At 74.5% G+C, this 14,854-nt stretch carries 15 protein-coding genes; 11 read left to right on the forward strand and 4 right to left on the reverse strand.

Annotated elements, in window-relative coordinates:
* Window positions 1-82 precede the first annotated feature (82 nt).
* The 4 genes from ACGFNF_RS12865 to ACGFNF_RS12880 all read right to left on the reverse strand — a co-directional run bounded on the left by ACGFNF_RS12865 (window position 83) and on the right by ACGFNF_RS12880 (window position 5,940).
* On the reverse strand, window positions 83-1,300 hold the full coding sequence (locus ACGFNF_RS12865) for an MFS transporter (protein ID WP_393167714.1): 1,218 nt from the start codon (window positions 1,298-1,300) through the stop codon (window positions 83-85).
* Window positions 1,301-1,365: 65 nt separating this feature from the next.
* Complete coding sequence (locus tag ACGFNF_RS12870; protein ID WP_393167716.1) at window positions 1,366-1,947, reverse strand: isochorismatase family protein; 582 nt, start codon at window positions 1,945-1,947, stop codon at window positions 1,366-1,368.
* A 14-nt stretch (window positions 1,948-1,961) separates the two neighbouring features.
* Entirely contained in the window at window positions 1,962-3,248 is a 1,287-nt protein-coding gene (locus tag ACGFNF_RS12875; protein ID WP_311412452.1) for a nicotinate phosphoribosyltransferase, read from the reverse strand.
* A 16-nt stretch (window positions 3,249-3,264) separates the two neighbouring features.
* Window positions 3,265-5,940, reverse strand: coding sequence for a LuxR C-terminal-related transcriptional regulator (locus tag ACGFNF_RS12880; RefSeq protein WP_393167718.1), 2,676 nt, complete (start codon window positions 5,938-5,940; stop codon window positions 3,265-3,267).
* Window positions 5,941-6,234: 294 nt separating this feature from the next.
* On the opposite strand from ACGFNF_RS12880, the gene ACGFNF_RS12885 reads away from it, so the two are divergent.
* The 11 genes from ACGFNF_RS12885 (at window position 6,235) to ACGFNF_RS12935 (ending at window position 14,843) form a co-directional block, all read left to right on the forward strand.
* Entirely contained in the window at window positions 6,235-7,680 is a 1,446-nt protein-coding gene (locus ACGFNF_RS12885) for a hypothetical protein (protein ID WP_393167720.1), read from the forward strand.
* Window positions 7,681-7,825: 145 nt separating this feature from the next.
* Window positions 7,826-8,116 carry an ATP-dependent Clp protease adapter ClpS gene (gene clpS, locus ACGFNF_RS12890; protein WP_089001780.1) on the forward strand — a complete coding sequence of 97 codons (291 nt, stop codon included), beginning with the start codon at window positions 7,826-7,828 and terminating at the stop codon, window positions 8,114-8,116.
* A gap of 2 nt (window positions 8,117-8,118) precedes the next feature.
* Entirely contained in the window at window positions 8,119-8,613 is a 495-nt protein-coding gene (locus ACGFNF_RS12895) for a DUF2017 domain-containing protein (RefSeq protein WP_192581321.1), read from the forward strand.
* Between the two features lie 53 nt (window positions 8,614-8,666).
* Window positions 8,667-9,155: a Mov34/MPN/PAD-1 family protein gene (locus ACGFNF_RS12900; protein WP_132233852.1), complete on the forward strand. Its 489-nt coding sequence runs from the start codon at window positions 8,667-8,669 to the stop codon at window positions 9,153-9,155.
* Between the two features lie 73 nt (window positions 9,156-9,228).
* Complete coding sequence (locus ACGFNF_RS12905; RefSeq protein WP_393167722.1) at window positions 9,229-9,582, forward strand: MoaD family protein; 354 nt, start codon at window positions 9,229-9,231, stop codon at window positions 9,580-9,582.
* A 14-nt stretch (window positions 9,583-9,596) separates the two neighbouring features.
* A complete protein-coding gene (locus ACGFNF_RS12910) occupies window positions 9,597-10,562 on the forward strand; it encodes a PLP-dependent cysteine synthase family protein (protein WP_151453620.1) in 966 nt (321 codons plus the stop codon).
* A 286-nt stretch (window positions 10,563-10,848) separates the two neighbouring features.
* Window positions 10,849-11,595, forward strand: a complete 747-nt coding sequence (locus ACGFNF_RS12915) for an MBL fold metallo-hydrolase (RefSeq protein WP_357578230.1) — start codon at window positions 10,849-10,851, stop codon at window positions 11,593-11,595.
* A 78-nt stretch (window positions 11,596-11,673) separates the two neighbouring features.
* Window positions 11,674-12,426 (forward strand): hypothetical protein, encoded by a 753-nt coding sequence (locus ACGFNF_RS12920; protein WP_393167725.1) that lies wholly within the window; start codon window positions 11,674-11,676, stop codon window positions 12,424-12,426.
* A gap of 78 nt (window positions 12,427-12,504) precedes the next feature.
* Window positions 12,505-13,236: a ribonuclease PH gene (rph, locus tag ACGFNF_RS12925; protein WP_132233860.1), complete on the forward strand. Its 732-nt coding sequence runs from the start codon at window positions 12,505-12,507 to the stop codon at window positions 13,234-13,236.
* Window positions 13,237-13,288: 52 nt separating this feature from the next.
* Entirely contained in the window at window positions 13,289-13,906 is a 618-nt protein-coding gene (gene rdgB / locus ACGFNF_RS12930) for an RdgB/HAM1 family non-canonical purine NTP pyrophosphatase (RefSeq protein ID WP_357578233.1), read from the forward strand.
* Window positions 13,907-13,928: 22 nt separating this feature from the next.
* Window positions 13,929-14,843: an AEC family transporter gene (locus tag ACGFNF_RS12935; protein WP_393167728.1), complete on the forward strand. Its 915-nt coding sequence runs from the start codon at window positions 13,929-13,931 to the stop codon at window positions 14,841-14,843.
* The last annotated feature ends 11 nt before the right edge of the window (window positions 14,844-14,854 follow it).

Consider the following 14,854-nt stretch of genomic DNA (forward strand, 5'->3'; position numbering starts at 1 on the left):
ACCGAGCCGCCGGGCCAGGACCGTCGAGCCAGGGCCGCTGGGCCAGGGCCGTCAGCCAGGACCGTCGGGCCGGGGTGGCGGGTCAGGCGGCGGGGGTCGGGACGAGTTCGGGGGTGGGGGCGAGGGTGGCGGCGGTGCGGCGGCGGCGCAGCTCGATCGGGAGCACGGCCAGCGCCACCAGCGCCCCGACCGCCCCGGTGACCGCGAAGCCCCAGGCCGGTGCGGAGGCGTCGATGACGGCGCCCGCGAGGGGCGCGCCCACCGCCATGCCGATAGTGACCGCCGAGCCGTGCAGGCCCATCGCCTCGCCGCGTACGGAGGCGGGGACCAGCCGGCTGACCGCGTCCGAGGTGGCCGCGATGGTCGGCGCGCAGAGCGCCCCGGCGGGGATCAGCGCCAGGCAGAGCAGCCACCAGTGCGCCCCGCCCAGCCCGACCGGGATGGTGCAGAGGCTGAGCGCGGCCATCAGGACCAGCGGCGGGAAGGAGCGGGTGACCGCCCCGTACGCGAAGCCGCCGACCAGCGACGCGACCGCCCAGACGGCGAGGACGGCGCCCGTCCACCCGACGTCGCCGTTCTCCCGCAGCACGGCGACCACCGCCACGTCGGTGCCGCCGAGCACCAGCATGCCGGCGGCGCTGACCGCCAGCACGGCGAGCAGGCGCGGGGTGAGCCACGACCGGCGGGGCACCCGCGGCTGCGGCCCGGCCGGCTCGCCACCGCCCCGGATGGGCGGGTTCAGCACCCAGAATGCGACGCCGGCGGCGACGATGCCGGCGCCCACCAGGTGGAGCGTGACGCGCGGGGAGATCGCGGTGGCCGCCGCCACGGCCAGCGCGGGGCCGAGCATGAACGACAGCTCCACCGACATCGAGTCCAGCGCGTACGCGGGGCGGCGCCGCTCCGGCGGCACCATCGCGGCGATGGACTGCCGGATCACCGAGAAGATCGGCAGGGCGAGCGAGCCGGCCAGGAACGCGGCGGGCAGCAGCACCGGGTACGGCAGCATCGGCGCGGTGGACCAGAAGACGGCCTCGGCGATCCCGGTCAGCACGAGCACCGGCCGCAGGCCGCGCCGGTCGACCAGGCGGCCGAGCAGTGGGCCGCCGATCGCGGCTCCGACGGTGATCGCCGCGCCGACGAGCCCGGCCGCTCCGTAGCCGCGCCCGAGGTCGAGCACGACGTAGAACGTCAGGGTCACCCCGGTGGCGGTGAGCGGGACGCGGGCGAGCACCGAGACCAGCAGCAACGACCGGAGACCGGGCAGGGCGAGCGCCTCCCGGTAAGGCTTCAGGTTCATGTCGGTGCGTACCTCCGCCGGACATCCTCGGCCGGAGGTACGACACCCGCCAACGAATTACGGCCTCATGCGGCCCTGATCACAGGCTCCCCGCACAGGGTCACCCCGGCGCCCTCCATCGCCCGCAGCGCGACGTCCGTGGTGGGCGGGGCGACGGCGGCGGTGAGGCCCAGCAGGACGGTGGTGGCGAAGCCCTCCCGGGCGGCGTCCAGGGCGGTCGCCCGTACGCAGTGGTCGGTGGCGATCCCCACCACGTCGACCCGGTCCACGCCACGCTGGCGCAGCCAGTCGGCCAGGCTCTCGCCGCCCTCGGCGTGCCCCTCGAAGCCGGAGTACGCGGCCGCGTACTCGCCCTTGTGGAAGATCGCCTCGATCCGGTCGGTGGCCAGCTCCGGGTGGAACTCCGCGCCCGGGGTGCCCACCACGCAGTGCCGCGGCCAGCACTCCACGAAGTCCGGCGGGTCGCCGAAGTGGGCGCCCGGGTCGACGTGGTGGTCCTTCGTCGCGACGACGTGGTCCCAGCGGTCCGGCTCGGCGGCGAGGAGCCGGGTGATCCCGGCCGCCACGCCGGCCCCGCCGCCCACGGCCAGCGAGCCGCCCTCGCAGAAGTCGTTCTGCACGTCCACGATGATCAGCGCGTTGCTCACCTGCTGCTCCTTCGTCAGTCGGCCGGGACGACAGTGACCGGGATGGCCGGGTCGCCGGCGGAGAGCTTGAGGCCCTCCCAGGGGATGGAGATCAGGCACTGTCGCAGGTGCTCCCGCGACTCGTCCAGGGTCGGCCGGTCGACCGGCTCGCCGCCGGCCAGGAACGAGTGCTGGAGCAGCCGGTCGTTGGGCCGGGGATCCGGCACGCCCTGCGGCACGACGATCTCCTCGGTGGCGGTGCCGGTCGGCTTGTGCCGGCGTACGGCCACCTTCCGGCCGCCGATGGTGGCCTTGTGCTCGGAGCGCTTGACCACCGGGCGGCCCTCGACCTCGACGAGCTTGTAGACCAGCCCGGCGGTGGGCGCGCCGGAGCCGGTGACCACGGCGGTGCCCGCGCCGTACATGTCGACCGGTTCGGCGGCGAGCGAGGCGATGGCGTGCTCGTCGAGGTCACCGGAGACGATGATCTTGGTTTCGGTGGCGCCCAGCGAGTCGAGCAGCTCGCGGGACTGCTGCGCGATCACCGCCAGGTCGCCCGAGTCGATCCGCACCGCCCGCAGGTCGGGCCCGGCCACCGCGATCGCGTTGCGGATGCCCTGGCTGATGTCGTACGTGTCGACCAGCAGCGTGGTGTCCTTGCCCAGCGTGGCGACCTGCGAGGCGAACGCGGCCCGCTCGTCGGAGTGCAGCAGCGTGAACGCGTGCGCGGCCGTGCCGGCGGTCGGGATGCCGTAGCGCAGCCCGGCGGCGAGGTTCGAGGTGAACCGGAAACCGGCCAGGTACGCGGCCCGCGCCGCGGCCACCGCCGCCTCCTCGTGCGCCCGCCGGGAGCCCATCTCGATGAGGGTCCGCCCGCGCGCCGCGGTGACCATCCGCGCGGCGGCGGCGGCAACGGCGCTGTCGTGGTTGAGCACGGAGAGGATGAGCGTCTCCAGCACCACGCACTCGGCGAAGCCGCCGGAGACGGTGAGGATCGGCGAGCTGGGGAAGAACAGCTCGCCCTCGGCGTAGCCCTCGATGTCGCCCGTGAAGCGGTAGTCGCGCAGCCAGGCGGCGGCCTGCTCGTCGACCACCCCGGTACGCCGCAGGAAGTCGACCTCGTCGGCGTCGAAGCGGAAGTCGCGGATCAGCTCGATCAGCCGGCCCGTGCCGGCCACCACCCCGTAGCGACGACCGGCGGGCAGCCGGCGGCTGAACACCTCGAAGACGCAGCGGCGGTCGGCGGAGCCGTCGCGGAGGGCGGCACTGACCATGGTCAGCTCGTAGTGGTCGGTCAGCAGCGCGGGGCGAAGGGTGCTCACCGCCCCAGCCTAGGGTTCACCCGCCATCGCCGCCGTCGTGGCCCGGGATCGTCCGCAGGGCGGCCCGCAGCTCGGCCCGGCCGGCGACGCCGAGCTTGCCGTAGATCCGCTGGAGGTGGTTCTCCACGGTGCGGGCGGAGAGGAAGAGCCGCTCGGCGATGACCCGGCTGGTCACCCCGTCGGCGGCGAGCCGGGCCACCTGCCACTCGCGTTCGCTCAGCGCCGGGGAGCCGGCCTGCAACGCCGGGGTACGGACCAGGTCGCAGCGGCCGAGCAGGGCGGCGAGGCGTTCCCGGGCCGCGGCCGCCGCCGGGGAGCGCCGCCGGCGCAGCCGGTCCAGGGCGGTGGCGGTGGCCTCCGCCGCGTAGACGGTCAGCTCGAGCGCGTCGAAGCCGTCGGCGACCGCCAGCAGCTCGTCGGCGGAGCCGCCCGCGGTGGCCCGGGCGTGCCGGGCGAGCAGCGGGGGCAGCAGCCCGTCGACCCGTTCGGAGAGCTCGGCGAGCCGCTGCGCGACCGTGCGCCGGCCGCCGTCGGAGCACGTCGGGCCGAGCGGCGCGCTCGCCTGGCCCAGCCGGACCAGGTCGTGCAGTACGTGCACCTCGTGGCCGGCGAAGCCGTCCGCGCGCAGCCGGTCGGCCAGCCCGCTCAGGTGCTTCACGGCGCCGGACACGTCGCCACCGGCGGCGAGCACCGCGCCCCGAGCCTGCTCCAGCCACGGGTACAGCACGATCATGCCCGGGGCGTGGGTGCGGTCGGCCTCCGCCATCGCCTCGGCCGCCTGCGCGGCGTCGCCCCGCAGCGCCGCCGCCTGGGCCCGCTCGGCCTGGGCCAGTCCCGCGTAGACCCGGCTGGTGGCGAGCACCGCGCAGGCGCCGAGGCTGGTCCGCAGCGCCGTGTCGCTCTGGCCGCGCAGCCGGGCCGCGTACGCCTGGAGGATGGCCAGGTAGCCGGTGCCGAGCCGGAAGTCGCCGGCCCCGGCCAGGTCGGCGAACTCGTCGGCCACGATCGCGTCGATGCCGGCCAGGTCGCCCGCGAGCGCCAGCCGGGTGCCCCGGGCCAGCTCCAGGGCCAGTTGCAGGTACGGCATGTCCGCCCGCCACCGGCCCGCCTCGGCCTGCACCCGGTTGATCGCGGTGGCGCTGCGGTGCAGCTGCCCCTGCGCGGCCTGGAGGTGGGCGATCGTGCTGCGCGCCAGCTCCCGGGCGGCGACGCTCGCGGCCGGCCGGTCCAGCACCGTCTGCCCGAGCCGCAGCGCGATGCCGGTGTCCAGCCGGTGCAGCCGCATGATGCCCTCGAAGGCGAGCACCCGCGCCTGGTCGGCGGAGTCGGCGAGGGTCGACCGGCGGGCGGCGATCTCCTCCACCGTGGACTCCCGGCTCAGCCCCCAGTAGCTGACCATGCCCCGCACGGTCAGCCAGCGGCTCAGCCGCCGGTCGCCCTCGATGTCGGTGGCGACCGCGTCCAGCACCCCGATCGCCTCGTCCGGCCGGTCGGCGAACATCAGGATGGTGGCCAGCAGCTCCGCCGCGTCGAAGCCGCCGCCCGCGTCGAGCGCCGCGCGGGCCAGCCGGGTCGCCAGCGGTACGTCGTAGCGGGCGAACGCCTGCCGGGCCGCGTCGAGCAGCAGGGCCGGATCCTGCGCGGTGCCCGAGTCGAGCCGCCACACGGCCACCCGGAGCAGGTCGTCGCGGCGTCGCTTGCCGACCAGCTCCAGCAGCTCGGCGAGGCGGGCCTGCAACCGTCGCGTCCGGCTGACGGGGCAGCGGCGGCGCATCACCTCGCCGTAGAGCGGGTGGGCCAGCCGCACGTTGGCCCGCCGGTCGTCGTGTTCCACGGCGATCAGCCCGCGTTCCTCGGCGGTCTCCACGTCCACCGGGTCGGCGGCCTGGTTGAGCAGGTGCAGGCCGAGCGGTTCGCCGAAGGCGACCAGCTCCACCACCCCGCGTACGCCGGGGGTGAGCTGGCCGATCCGCACGTCGATCAGGTCGGTCAGGTTGGGCGCCAGCTCCAGCCGGCCGGTCCACTTCCAGATCCCGTACGTGCGGGTCAGCTCCCCGCGGTCGGCGGCGAAGACCAGCTCGCGCAGCAGCAGCGGGTTGCCCTCGGAGAGCCGGCCGAGCCGGTCGGCGGAAGTGGCGTCGACCGGCCCCTCCAGGATCGCGGAGAGCAGCCGCGTGGTCTCGGCCGGCGGCAGCGGCCTCAGCTCGACGTGGTCGACCAGGCCGTCGGTCCACAGGGCGCGGATCGGCAGCGGGAGCTGCTCGCCGTCGCGGGACGTGCCGACGACCGTGGCGTTGTCGGAGCGGGCCACCAGGTGCACCAGCGCCGCCGACGGCGGGTCGAGCAGGTGCGCGTCGTCGACCGCGAGCACGATCCGGCGGCCGGCCGCCTGCTGCTGCAGCACGTCCACCGCCCAGCGCAGGATGCCGGCGGGAGACAGGCCCTGCGGCTGCTCCGTCGGGAGCACCTGGACGAGACCGCCGAAGGGGAGCGCGGCCGTGGTGGCGCTGGCCGCGATCGTCCAGACGGCGTACCCGTCGCGGGGGAGGGCCGCCATCCCCTCGCGCAGCAGGCGGCTCTTGCCGATGCCCGCGTTGCCGCTGAAGAAGATGCCCCGCCGCTCCGCGCCGGTCACCGCCGACAGCAGACGGTTGAGCTCATCCGTTCGGCCGACGAACCCCCACCGACTCATCGGGGCAGCATATCGACCGGAATCCGTCCGCGTGCACATCGTCACGCACCGAAGTTGAGTAGTCTCGTGATTACCTCTGAGTATTCGAAGTGTTCGGTTCGAGGGCCTGGCCGCCCGTACTCTTCCGGCATCCGGGTGCCGTCACCGGACGATTCCACGCGGCCGGCCGCTGCCGGTCGCCTGCCACGGGAGGCCGCTTTCGATGAAGCCCGGTCCTCTCCCCGCCGTCGACAGCTCCGACGACATGGCCGGAGCCGAGCTGCCCGTCGGGACCGGCTGCCCGTCCGGCTGGGGGTGACCGAGCCCCGCCCGGAGGAGCCGCTGGCCGTGATCGGCATCGGCCCGGCCGCCGCCGGGCGGCGCGAGGTGCTCGCCCGCCTGCTCCAGCTCGATCCCGCCATGCTCGCCGTGCCCGCCGGCAGCTGGCTCGTGGTGCGCCACTCCCAGGTGCCGACGCGGGCCGCGTACGTGCCCGGCTACCGCCAGCCCCACTCCTACGGCGCCGACCGGCTGGCCGCCGGGCCGGCGCTCGCGCGCCCGCCGCGCCGGGTCGAGCTGAGCCTGCCCGAGCCCCTGCTGCGGCACTTCAGCCTCGTCGACACGCCGGACACGGGTGCCCTCGGGGCGGCCGGCGGCCGGCTGCTGCTCGACGCGGCGGGCCGGTCCGGGGCGGTGCTCTTCGTGATCGCCGCCGACCAGGCCTTCACCGCGGTCGAGCTCCACCTGCTCGCCGACCTGGCCCGTGCCGGCGTCGGGGTCGTCTTCGCGGTCACCCCGGGCGCGGGCGGCTGGGCCCCGGTGCCGGAGGGCGCGGCCACGACGGAGGGCACGGGGGCGTCCGTCGGGTCGGCCCCCGCACCGGTGGACCCGGTCGCGGTCACCGTCGAGGCGCACCGGGCGGCTCTGCTGGCCGCCGTGCCCGGGCTCGCCGACGCCCGCTGGTTCCCGATCGACGCCGCGGGTGACGGGGCGGACCTGCGCCGGGCGCTGGTCGGCTGGGCCGCCGACGAGGGGCTGCGACGGGCGAGCGCCGAGCCGCCGGTGCTGCCGGGGTCGCACGGCCGGGTGCCGGTGGTGGCCGACCCGGGCGGCTGGTCGGAGCAGCTCGACCGGCAGGCCCGGTCCTCCGCCCGGCGCATCCGTCAGCACCTCGCCCTGGAGGTGGCGAACATCCACCTCCGCGTGGTGCAGGAGATCGTCTTCGGGGTCGGCTGCGCCGGCCTGCCGCAGCTGCTCGACCGCGAGATGGAGGCGCTGTCGCTGCTGGCCACCGCCCAGTGCGACGAGGCGGTGCGCGGGCTCGTCGAGGAGGTCGCCGGCCGGGTCTTCGGCGCGCCGCTGCCGGCGGGCGTCCGGCGGCGCCTCGACGTCCCGGTGCGCTGGGGCCTGACGGAGCACCGGGACGAGCACGAGCTGGACCGCGTGCTGCTCGTCACCAGCACCGGCGGCGTGGCGGGGCTGACCGGGACCGGCGCGACCGACACGCTGGCGAGCTACCCGGGCGTGGCGCGCGAGGAGGTGCTCCCGGCGGTGGCCGTGGCCCTCTCGGGCGGCTGCTGGCAGCACTGGCGCAGCCCCGGCAACCACGACCCCAACGCCGCCCGCGCCTGGGCGCAGCGCGCGCTGCGGGAGGTCGAACTGGAACTGTGCCGGGAGGTGTCCCGCCGGTTCGAGGTGGTCCGCCTCTCGCTGGACGGGGTGCTCTCCGATGCTGTCGACCACGGCATCCTGCTCGCCTGAGGGCGATCCGGTCGCCTGCGGCGTCGGCACCGGGCGGCCGCCGCCCGCTGCCGCCGACGCCCTTGACCAGGCAGGACGCGGCGATCCGCGCCGGGCCGGCGTTCCGGTTCCTCGGTTGGCCGAGTCCGGTGGCACGATGGGGGGCATGGCGGCTCCGCAGGTTGCACCTGTCGAGACGCCGGACACCGATGAGGTGCCGGCGTCCGACCGGCCGTGGGTGACGATCGTGTGGGACGACCCGGTCAACCTCATGACGTACGTGACCTGGGTCTTTCAGAAGCTCTTCGGCTACAGCCGGGAGAAGGCGGAACAGCTCATGCTCGACGTGCACCACAAGGGTCGTGCCGTGGTCTCCAGCGGCGCCCGGGAGCGGATGGAGCACGACGCGTCGCAGCTGCACGCGTACGGGCTGTGGGCGACGGTGGACCGGTCGTGAGCATGTTCCGTCGCCAGGGCGACCGCTACGTCGTCACCTTCGCCGTCGACGAGGTGCGGGTGCTGCGGAAGGTGGCATCCGAGGTGGTCGGGCTGCTCACCGACGGCTTCGACCACACCGACCCGGTGGTGGGCCGGCTCTTCCCCGAGGTCTACCCGGAGGACCCGTCCGGCACGGCCGAGTTCCGCCGCTACACCGAGGGCGACCTCAAGACCGCCAAGATCGACCAGGCCGGCGCGATCCTCGCGTCGCTGCCCGACGAGGCCGGCGGCGAGGTGCGTCTCGACGCGGAGGCGGCCGAGGCGTGGCTGCGGGCGCTCAACGACGCCCGGCTGGCGATGGGCGTCCGGCTGGAGATCAAGGACGGCACCGACCTCGGCGAGGAGCTCGACGACGCGGTCGCCGAGGACCCCACCTCCAGCCGGGTGTTCCAACTGTCGGTCTACGCGTACCTCGGCTACCTCCAGGAATCCCTGCTCAACGCCTTGATCGACTAGGCGTGACCGGCACCACCTCAACGTTGCGGCAGGTACGCGTTAGGCTGGACCACGTGCTGAGCATCGACCGGTCGATCATCGACGCGATCGTCGCCCACGCCCGGCGGGACCACCCCGACGAGGCGTGCGGCGTGGTCGCCGGTCCCGCCGGCAGCGACACCCCCACCCGGCACATTCCGATGGACAACGCGGCCCGTTCCATGACGTTCTACGAGTTCGACTCGATGGAGCAGCTGCGGGTGTGGCGCGAGATGGACGACCGGGACGAGGAGCCCGTCGTCATCTACCACTCGCACACCGCCACGGAGGCCTACCCGTCCCGCACGGACATCTCGTTCGCCGGTGAGCCCGGCGCGCACTACCTGCTGGTCTCCACCCGCGACGCCGACACGGAGGAGATCCGCTCCTTCCGGATCGTCGACGGCGTGGTGACCGAGGAGCCGGTCCGGATCGTGGACGCGGGGGTGGACCCGCACGCCGTGCAGTCCTACATGTTCGGGCAGAGCCCGGCGACGGTCGACTACGAGTGTTCCGGCCGCTGATCCAGCGCCGTCACACCCGTTCACGTCCCGTCACCCTTCGGCACGCCCGACCATCATCGAGGAGCACGACACCATGGCCATCGAGGTTCGCATCCCCACCATCCTGCGCAGCTACACCGGCGGCGCGAAGGTCGTCGAGGGCGCCGGCGACACGCTGGGCGACCTGCTCGCCGACCTGGACTCCCGGCACGCCGGCCTGAAGGCCCGGCTGGTCACCGAGGCCGGTGCGCTGCACCGCTTCGTCAACGTCTACGTCAACGACGAGGACGTCCGTTTCCTCGGCGCGCTTGACGCCAAGCTCAACGACGGCGACAGCGTGACCATCCTGCCGGCCGTCGCCGGTGGCGCGTTCGGCTTCGCCGCGGCTGCCGCGATCGCCCAGCACGGCGCTGCGGTCGCCGCGCGGTCGGCCGCCGCCGCCCGCTGACGGGGGCGGTCGCCATGGCGCGGTACGACAGCCTTCTCGACGCCTGCGGGGGAACGCCCCTGGTCGGGCTGCCCCGGCTCTCGCCGACGGTGCCCGACGGGGCGCCGCCGGTGCGGCTCTGGGCGAAGCTGGAGGACCGGAACCCGACCGGCAGCATCAAGGACCGGGCGGCCACGTTCATGGTCCGGGCTGCCGAGGAGTCCGGCCGGCTCCGGCCGGGCGACACGATCCTCGAACCGACAAGCGGCAACACCGGCATCTCGCTGGCGATGGTGGCCAAGCTGCGCGGCTACCGGCTGGTCTGCGTGATGCCGGAGAACGTCTCGACCGAGCGGGTGCAGCTGCTCCGGATGTACGGCGCCGAGATCATCTTCTCGCCGGCGGCGGGCGGCTCCAACCAGGCGGTCGCCACCGCCAAGCAGATCTCGGCCGAGCACCCCGACTGGGTCATGCTCTACCAGTACGGCAACGAGGGGAACGCCCGGGCGCACTACGAGACCACCGGCCCGGAGCTGCTGCACGACCTGCCGACGATCACGCACTTCGTGGCGGGCCTCGGCACCACCGGGACGCTGATGGGCACCGGGCGCTACCTGCGCGAGAAGGTCGACGGCATCCAGGTCGTCGCGGCCGAGCCGCGCTACGGCGAGCTGGTCTACGGGCTGCGCAACATCGACGAGGGCTACGTCCCCGAGCTCTACGACGCGTCGGTGCTGTCCCGGCGCTTCTCCGTCGGCACCCGCGACGCGGTGCTGCGGACCCGGCAGCTCGTCGAGGTGGAGGGCATCTTCGCCGGTTTCTCCACGGGCGCGATCCTGCACGCCGCCCTGGCGGTGGCGCACGAGGCCGTCCGCGCCGGCCAGCGGGCCGACGTGGCCTTCGTGGTCTGCGACGGCGGCTGGAAGTACCTCTCCACCGGGGCGTACGGCGGCACCCTCGCCGACGCGGAGGAGGCCCTGGAGGGCCAGCTCTGGGCGTGACGTCGAGTGGCCGGGCCACCGACCCACGTCGGTGGCCCGGCCGCCCGTCACGGCCCCCGCGACGTGGCCGGCCCGCTCACCCAGCGCTACCGGCGGACGCCGTCTCGTCACGGGATCCGGGCGGGCGGCCCGGGCGGGTGTCACGTTGGTGACAACTTCCTGTGGATGACTCTTGTCGCCGCGCGGGCGCGCGTAGGCTGCCCTGCGTGGTGTACGCGTCGGTAGAGATCATCCACAGCGGAACCGTCGACGCGGAAACTACGCATAGTTACAGTGAGAAGACTCGATGCGACTGACCGTCCTGGGCTGCGCGGGCAGTTTCCCCGGTCCCGAGTCCCCCTGCTCGGCCTACCTCGTCGAGGCGGACGGCTTCCGGCTGCTCGTCGACTTCGGCTCCGGGTCGCTGTCCAACCTCCAGCGCTACGCGGGGCTGCACGCCCCCGACGCCATCATCCTGACCCACCTGCACTGCGACCACATCCTCGACGCGGTGACGTACGTGGTGGTCCGCCGCTACGCCCCGGACGGCCCCTACCCGTCGCTGCCCGTCTACGCCCCCGCCGGCGCACCCGACCGGCTGGCCGCCGCGTACGGGCAGGAGGACGGCACGGTCGAGGACGTCTACCAGTTCTACGCCCTGGAACCCGGCACCTTCCCGATCGGCCCGTTCACGGTCACCGTCGACCGGGTGAACCATCCCGTCGAGACGTACGGCGTCCGGCTGGAGCACGGCGGCCGGGTGCTCTGCTACTCCTCGGACACCGCGCCCTGCGACGCGCTGCTGCGGCTGGCCCAGGACGCCGACACGTTCCTCTGCGAGGCGAGCTACCTCGACGGCGTGGAGAACCCGCCGGACCTGCACCTGACCGGCGGGGAGGCCGGCGAGGTGGCGACCAAGGCGGGGGTGGGCCGGCTGCTGCTCACCCACCTCGTGCCCGCCTGGGGCAGCGAGGCGCACACCGTGGCGTCGGCCGGCGCCGCCTTCGACGGGCCGCTCGAGGTGGTCCGGCCCGGCGCCAGCTACGAGATCTGACCGGGCAGTCCGACGCCCGGCCGCTCCGTGCCTCGCACGGGGCCTCGGAAACCGGGTCGTCCGCCTAGGATCTCGCCGGTGAGCGACTCCCCCTCCGGGTCGGCCGGCTGGCAGCCCCACCCGCCAACTCCTCTCACGGGCCCGCCCGGCCCGCCTGGTGCGCTGTTCCCGCCGGCCCCGGCCGGCCCCTGGCCAGCCCACCCGCCGCCGCACCCGCCGTCGGCCGCCGGGCCGTACCCGCCGCCGTACCCGCCGTCGGCCGCCGGGCCGCACCCGCCGCCCGGACAACGCGTCGCGTACCCGCCGGTGGCCGGCCTTCCGTCGGCCGGGTCCGGCTCGCCACCGCCGCGCCGGTCCACCGGGCTGCGGGTGCTTTTCGTGCTGCTCGCCGGGCTGCTGGCGACAGGGCTCTGCGCCGGTGGCGGCCTCGCGGGCTACCTGGGTTGGTGGGAGCCCCGGCAGGACATGGCCGAACGGCGCGCGATCTTTTCGGACTGGGGGCGGCCGCACAGTTTCACCTCCGACGGGCTCGTCGAGGGCGACGACGCGTCGTCGCAGGTGTACCGGTTCACCTGCCCGCAGGGGCGGTGCCCGGTGGACCTCGGCGAACGGGTGCACGACTGGCTCGTCACCGCCGGAGCGCAGGACGCCAAGATCGAGGACGTGACGCGTTGCGTGGCCCACGGCTTCCAGTACGGCGGTCCCACCTGCACCTGGACGTGGCGGGCGAACGGTTGCCGGGCGACCGTGACGACGACGGGCCTGGACAAGGTGCCGAGCGGCTGGGACCGGCCGCTCGTGCTCAACGTCCGCATCCGGGAGTGCGACTGATCCGGGCGGCGGACGCGCCGTCGACCGGGACGGGGCACCCCGGAACGGCACGACCACCGCACCGCATAGGGTGCAGGGATGGCACGACCTGACGGGCGGCGACCCGACGAACTCCGACCTGTGACGTTGACCCGGGGCTGGAGCACCCATCCGGAGGGCTCGGTGCTCGTGGAGTTCGGCGGCACCCGGGTGCTCTGCACCGCCAGCGTCACCGAGGGCGTGCCCCGCTGGCGCAAGGGCTCCGGGCTCGGCTGGGTCACCGCCGAGTACGCGATGCTGCCGCGGGCCACCAACACCCGCTCCGACCGGGAGAGCGTGAAGGGCCGCGTCGGTGGGCGTACGCACGAGATCTCCCGGCTGATCGGGCGGAGCCTGCGGGCGTCCATCGACCTGAAGGCCCTCGGCGAGAATTCGATCGTGCTCGACTGCGACGTGCTCCAGGCCGACGGCGGCACCCGCACCGCCGCGATCACCGGCGCGTACGTGGCGCTGCACGACGCGGTGACCTGGCTGGCCGGGCGCAAGTCGCTGGCCGGCAAGCCGGAGAAGGTGATGCACCGCTCGGTGGCCGCGATCAGCGTCGGCATCATCGACGGCGAGCCCCGGCTGGACCTCGACTACACCGAGGACGTCGCCGCCGAGGTCGACATGAACGTGGTGTGCACCGGCACCGGCGAGTTCGTCGAGGTGCAGGGCACCGGCGAGGCGGGCGTGTTCGCCCGCGAGCAGCTCGACGCCCTGCTCGACCTGGCCGTCGCCGGCTGCGTGGAACTGGCCGAAGCCCAGCGGAAGGCGCTCTCCCTCCCGTGAGCGCGAGGAGTGAGCCTGCGAGCCCCGCAGTCGCGAACAAAGGTGGATTCTGATGAACAAGGTGCTGCTCGCCACCCGTAACCGCAAGAAGCTCGTCGAGCTCCAGCGGATCCTCGACGGCGCGCTCGGCGCGCACCGCGTCGCCCTGATCGGGCTGGACGACGTCGAGGAGTACCCGGAACTGCCCGAGACCGGCCTGACGTTCGGCGAGAACGCGCTGATCAAGGCGCGGGAGGGCTGCCGGCGCACCGGCCTGCCGACGATCGCCGACGACTCCGGGATCGCCGTCGACGCCCTCAACGGCATGCCGGGGGTGTTCAGCGCCCGCTGGGCCGGCCGGCACGGCAACGACCAGGCCAACCTCCAGCTCGTGCTGGACCAGATCGCGGACCTGCCCGACGAGCACCGGGCCGCGTCCTTCGTCTGCACGGTGGCGCTGGTGCTGCCCGGCGGCAAGGAGCACCTGGTCGACGGCCGGCAGAGCGGCCGGCTGCTCCGGTCGCCGCGCGGCGACGGCGGGTTCGGCTACGACCCGATCTTCCTCGGCGACGGCCAGGACCGCACCAACGCGGAGCTGACGCCGCAGGAGAAGGACGCGGTCAGCCACCGGGGCAAGGCGCTGCGGGAGCTGGCCAAGCTGGTCGCCAAGGTGCTGCCGCCCGCGAGCTGACGGACCCGCCCCGGTGGGAGGGGTGCTGACGGGGTTCGCCGTCATCGTCTCCGTCATCGCCGTCGGCTACGCGCTCGGCCGCGGCGGGGTGCTGGGGCCGGAGGCGGCCACCGTCCTCTCCCGCGTCGCGTTCTTCGTCGCGACTCCGGCGCTGCTGTTCGAGACGGTGGCCCGGGCGGACGTGCCCGCGGTCGTCTCGTCCGCCCTCGTCGTCACGGTGGTGAGCACCACCGCCGTGGCGTCGGTGTTCGTCGCCGTCGCGCGGCTCTGCTGGCGCCGCTCCGTCGCGGACGCGACGATCGGCGCGCTGGCCTCGTCGTACGTGAACGCGGCGAACATCGGCATCCCCGTCGCGGTCTACGTCCTCGGGGACGCCGCGTTCGTCGCGCCCGTGCTGATGTTCCAGCTGGTCGTCGTGACGCCGGTCGCGTTCGCCTTCCTCGAGGCGGCCACGGCGGGAAGCAGGCCGTCGCTCGGCACGGTGGTGCTCCAGCCGCTCACCAACCCGGTCACCATCGCGTGCGCGTTGGGCGTCGCGGCCAGCCTGACCGGCTGGCTGCCGTCGGAGCCGGTCCTGCGGCCGATCGAGCTCGTCGCCGCGATGGCGGTGCCCGCCACGCTTATCGCGTACGGCCTCTCCCTGCACGGCGCGCCGCGGCCCGGCTCCGGCGACACCGGACGCGACGTCCGGCTCGCGGTCGTCCTCAAGACGGTGGTCCAGCCGGCCGTCGCCTACCTCGTCGCCCGCTTCGCGATGGGGCTGCCGCCCGGCCTCGTGCTGGCCTGCACGGTCACCGCCGCACTGCCGACGGCGCAGAACGTCTTCGTCTACGCGATCCGCTACGGCCGGGGCACGGTCCTGGCGCGCGACTCGATCCTGCTGTCGACGGTGACCGCCGTGCCCGTGCTGATCGGGGTGGCGGTGCTGGCGGGCTGACACCCGCGGGC

The sequence above is a fragment of the Micromonospora sp. NPDC048868 genome, from assembly GCF_043198195.1.
Taxonomy (GTDB): domain Bacteria; phylum Actinomycetota; class Actinomycetes; order Mycobacteriales; family Micromonosporaceae; genus Micromonospora; species Micromonospora reichwaldensis.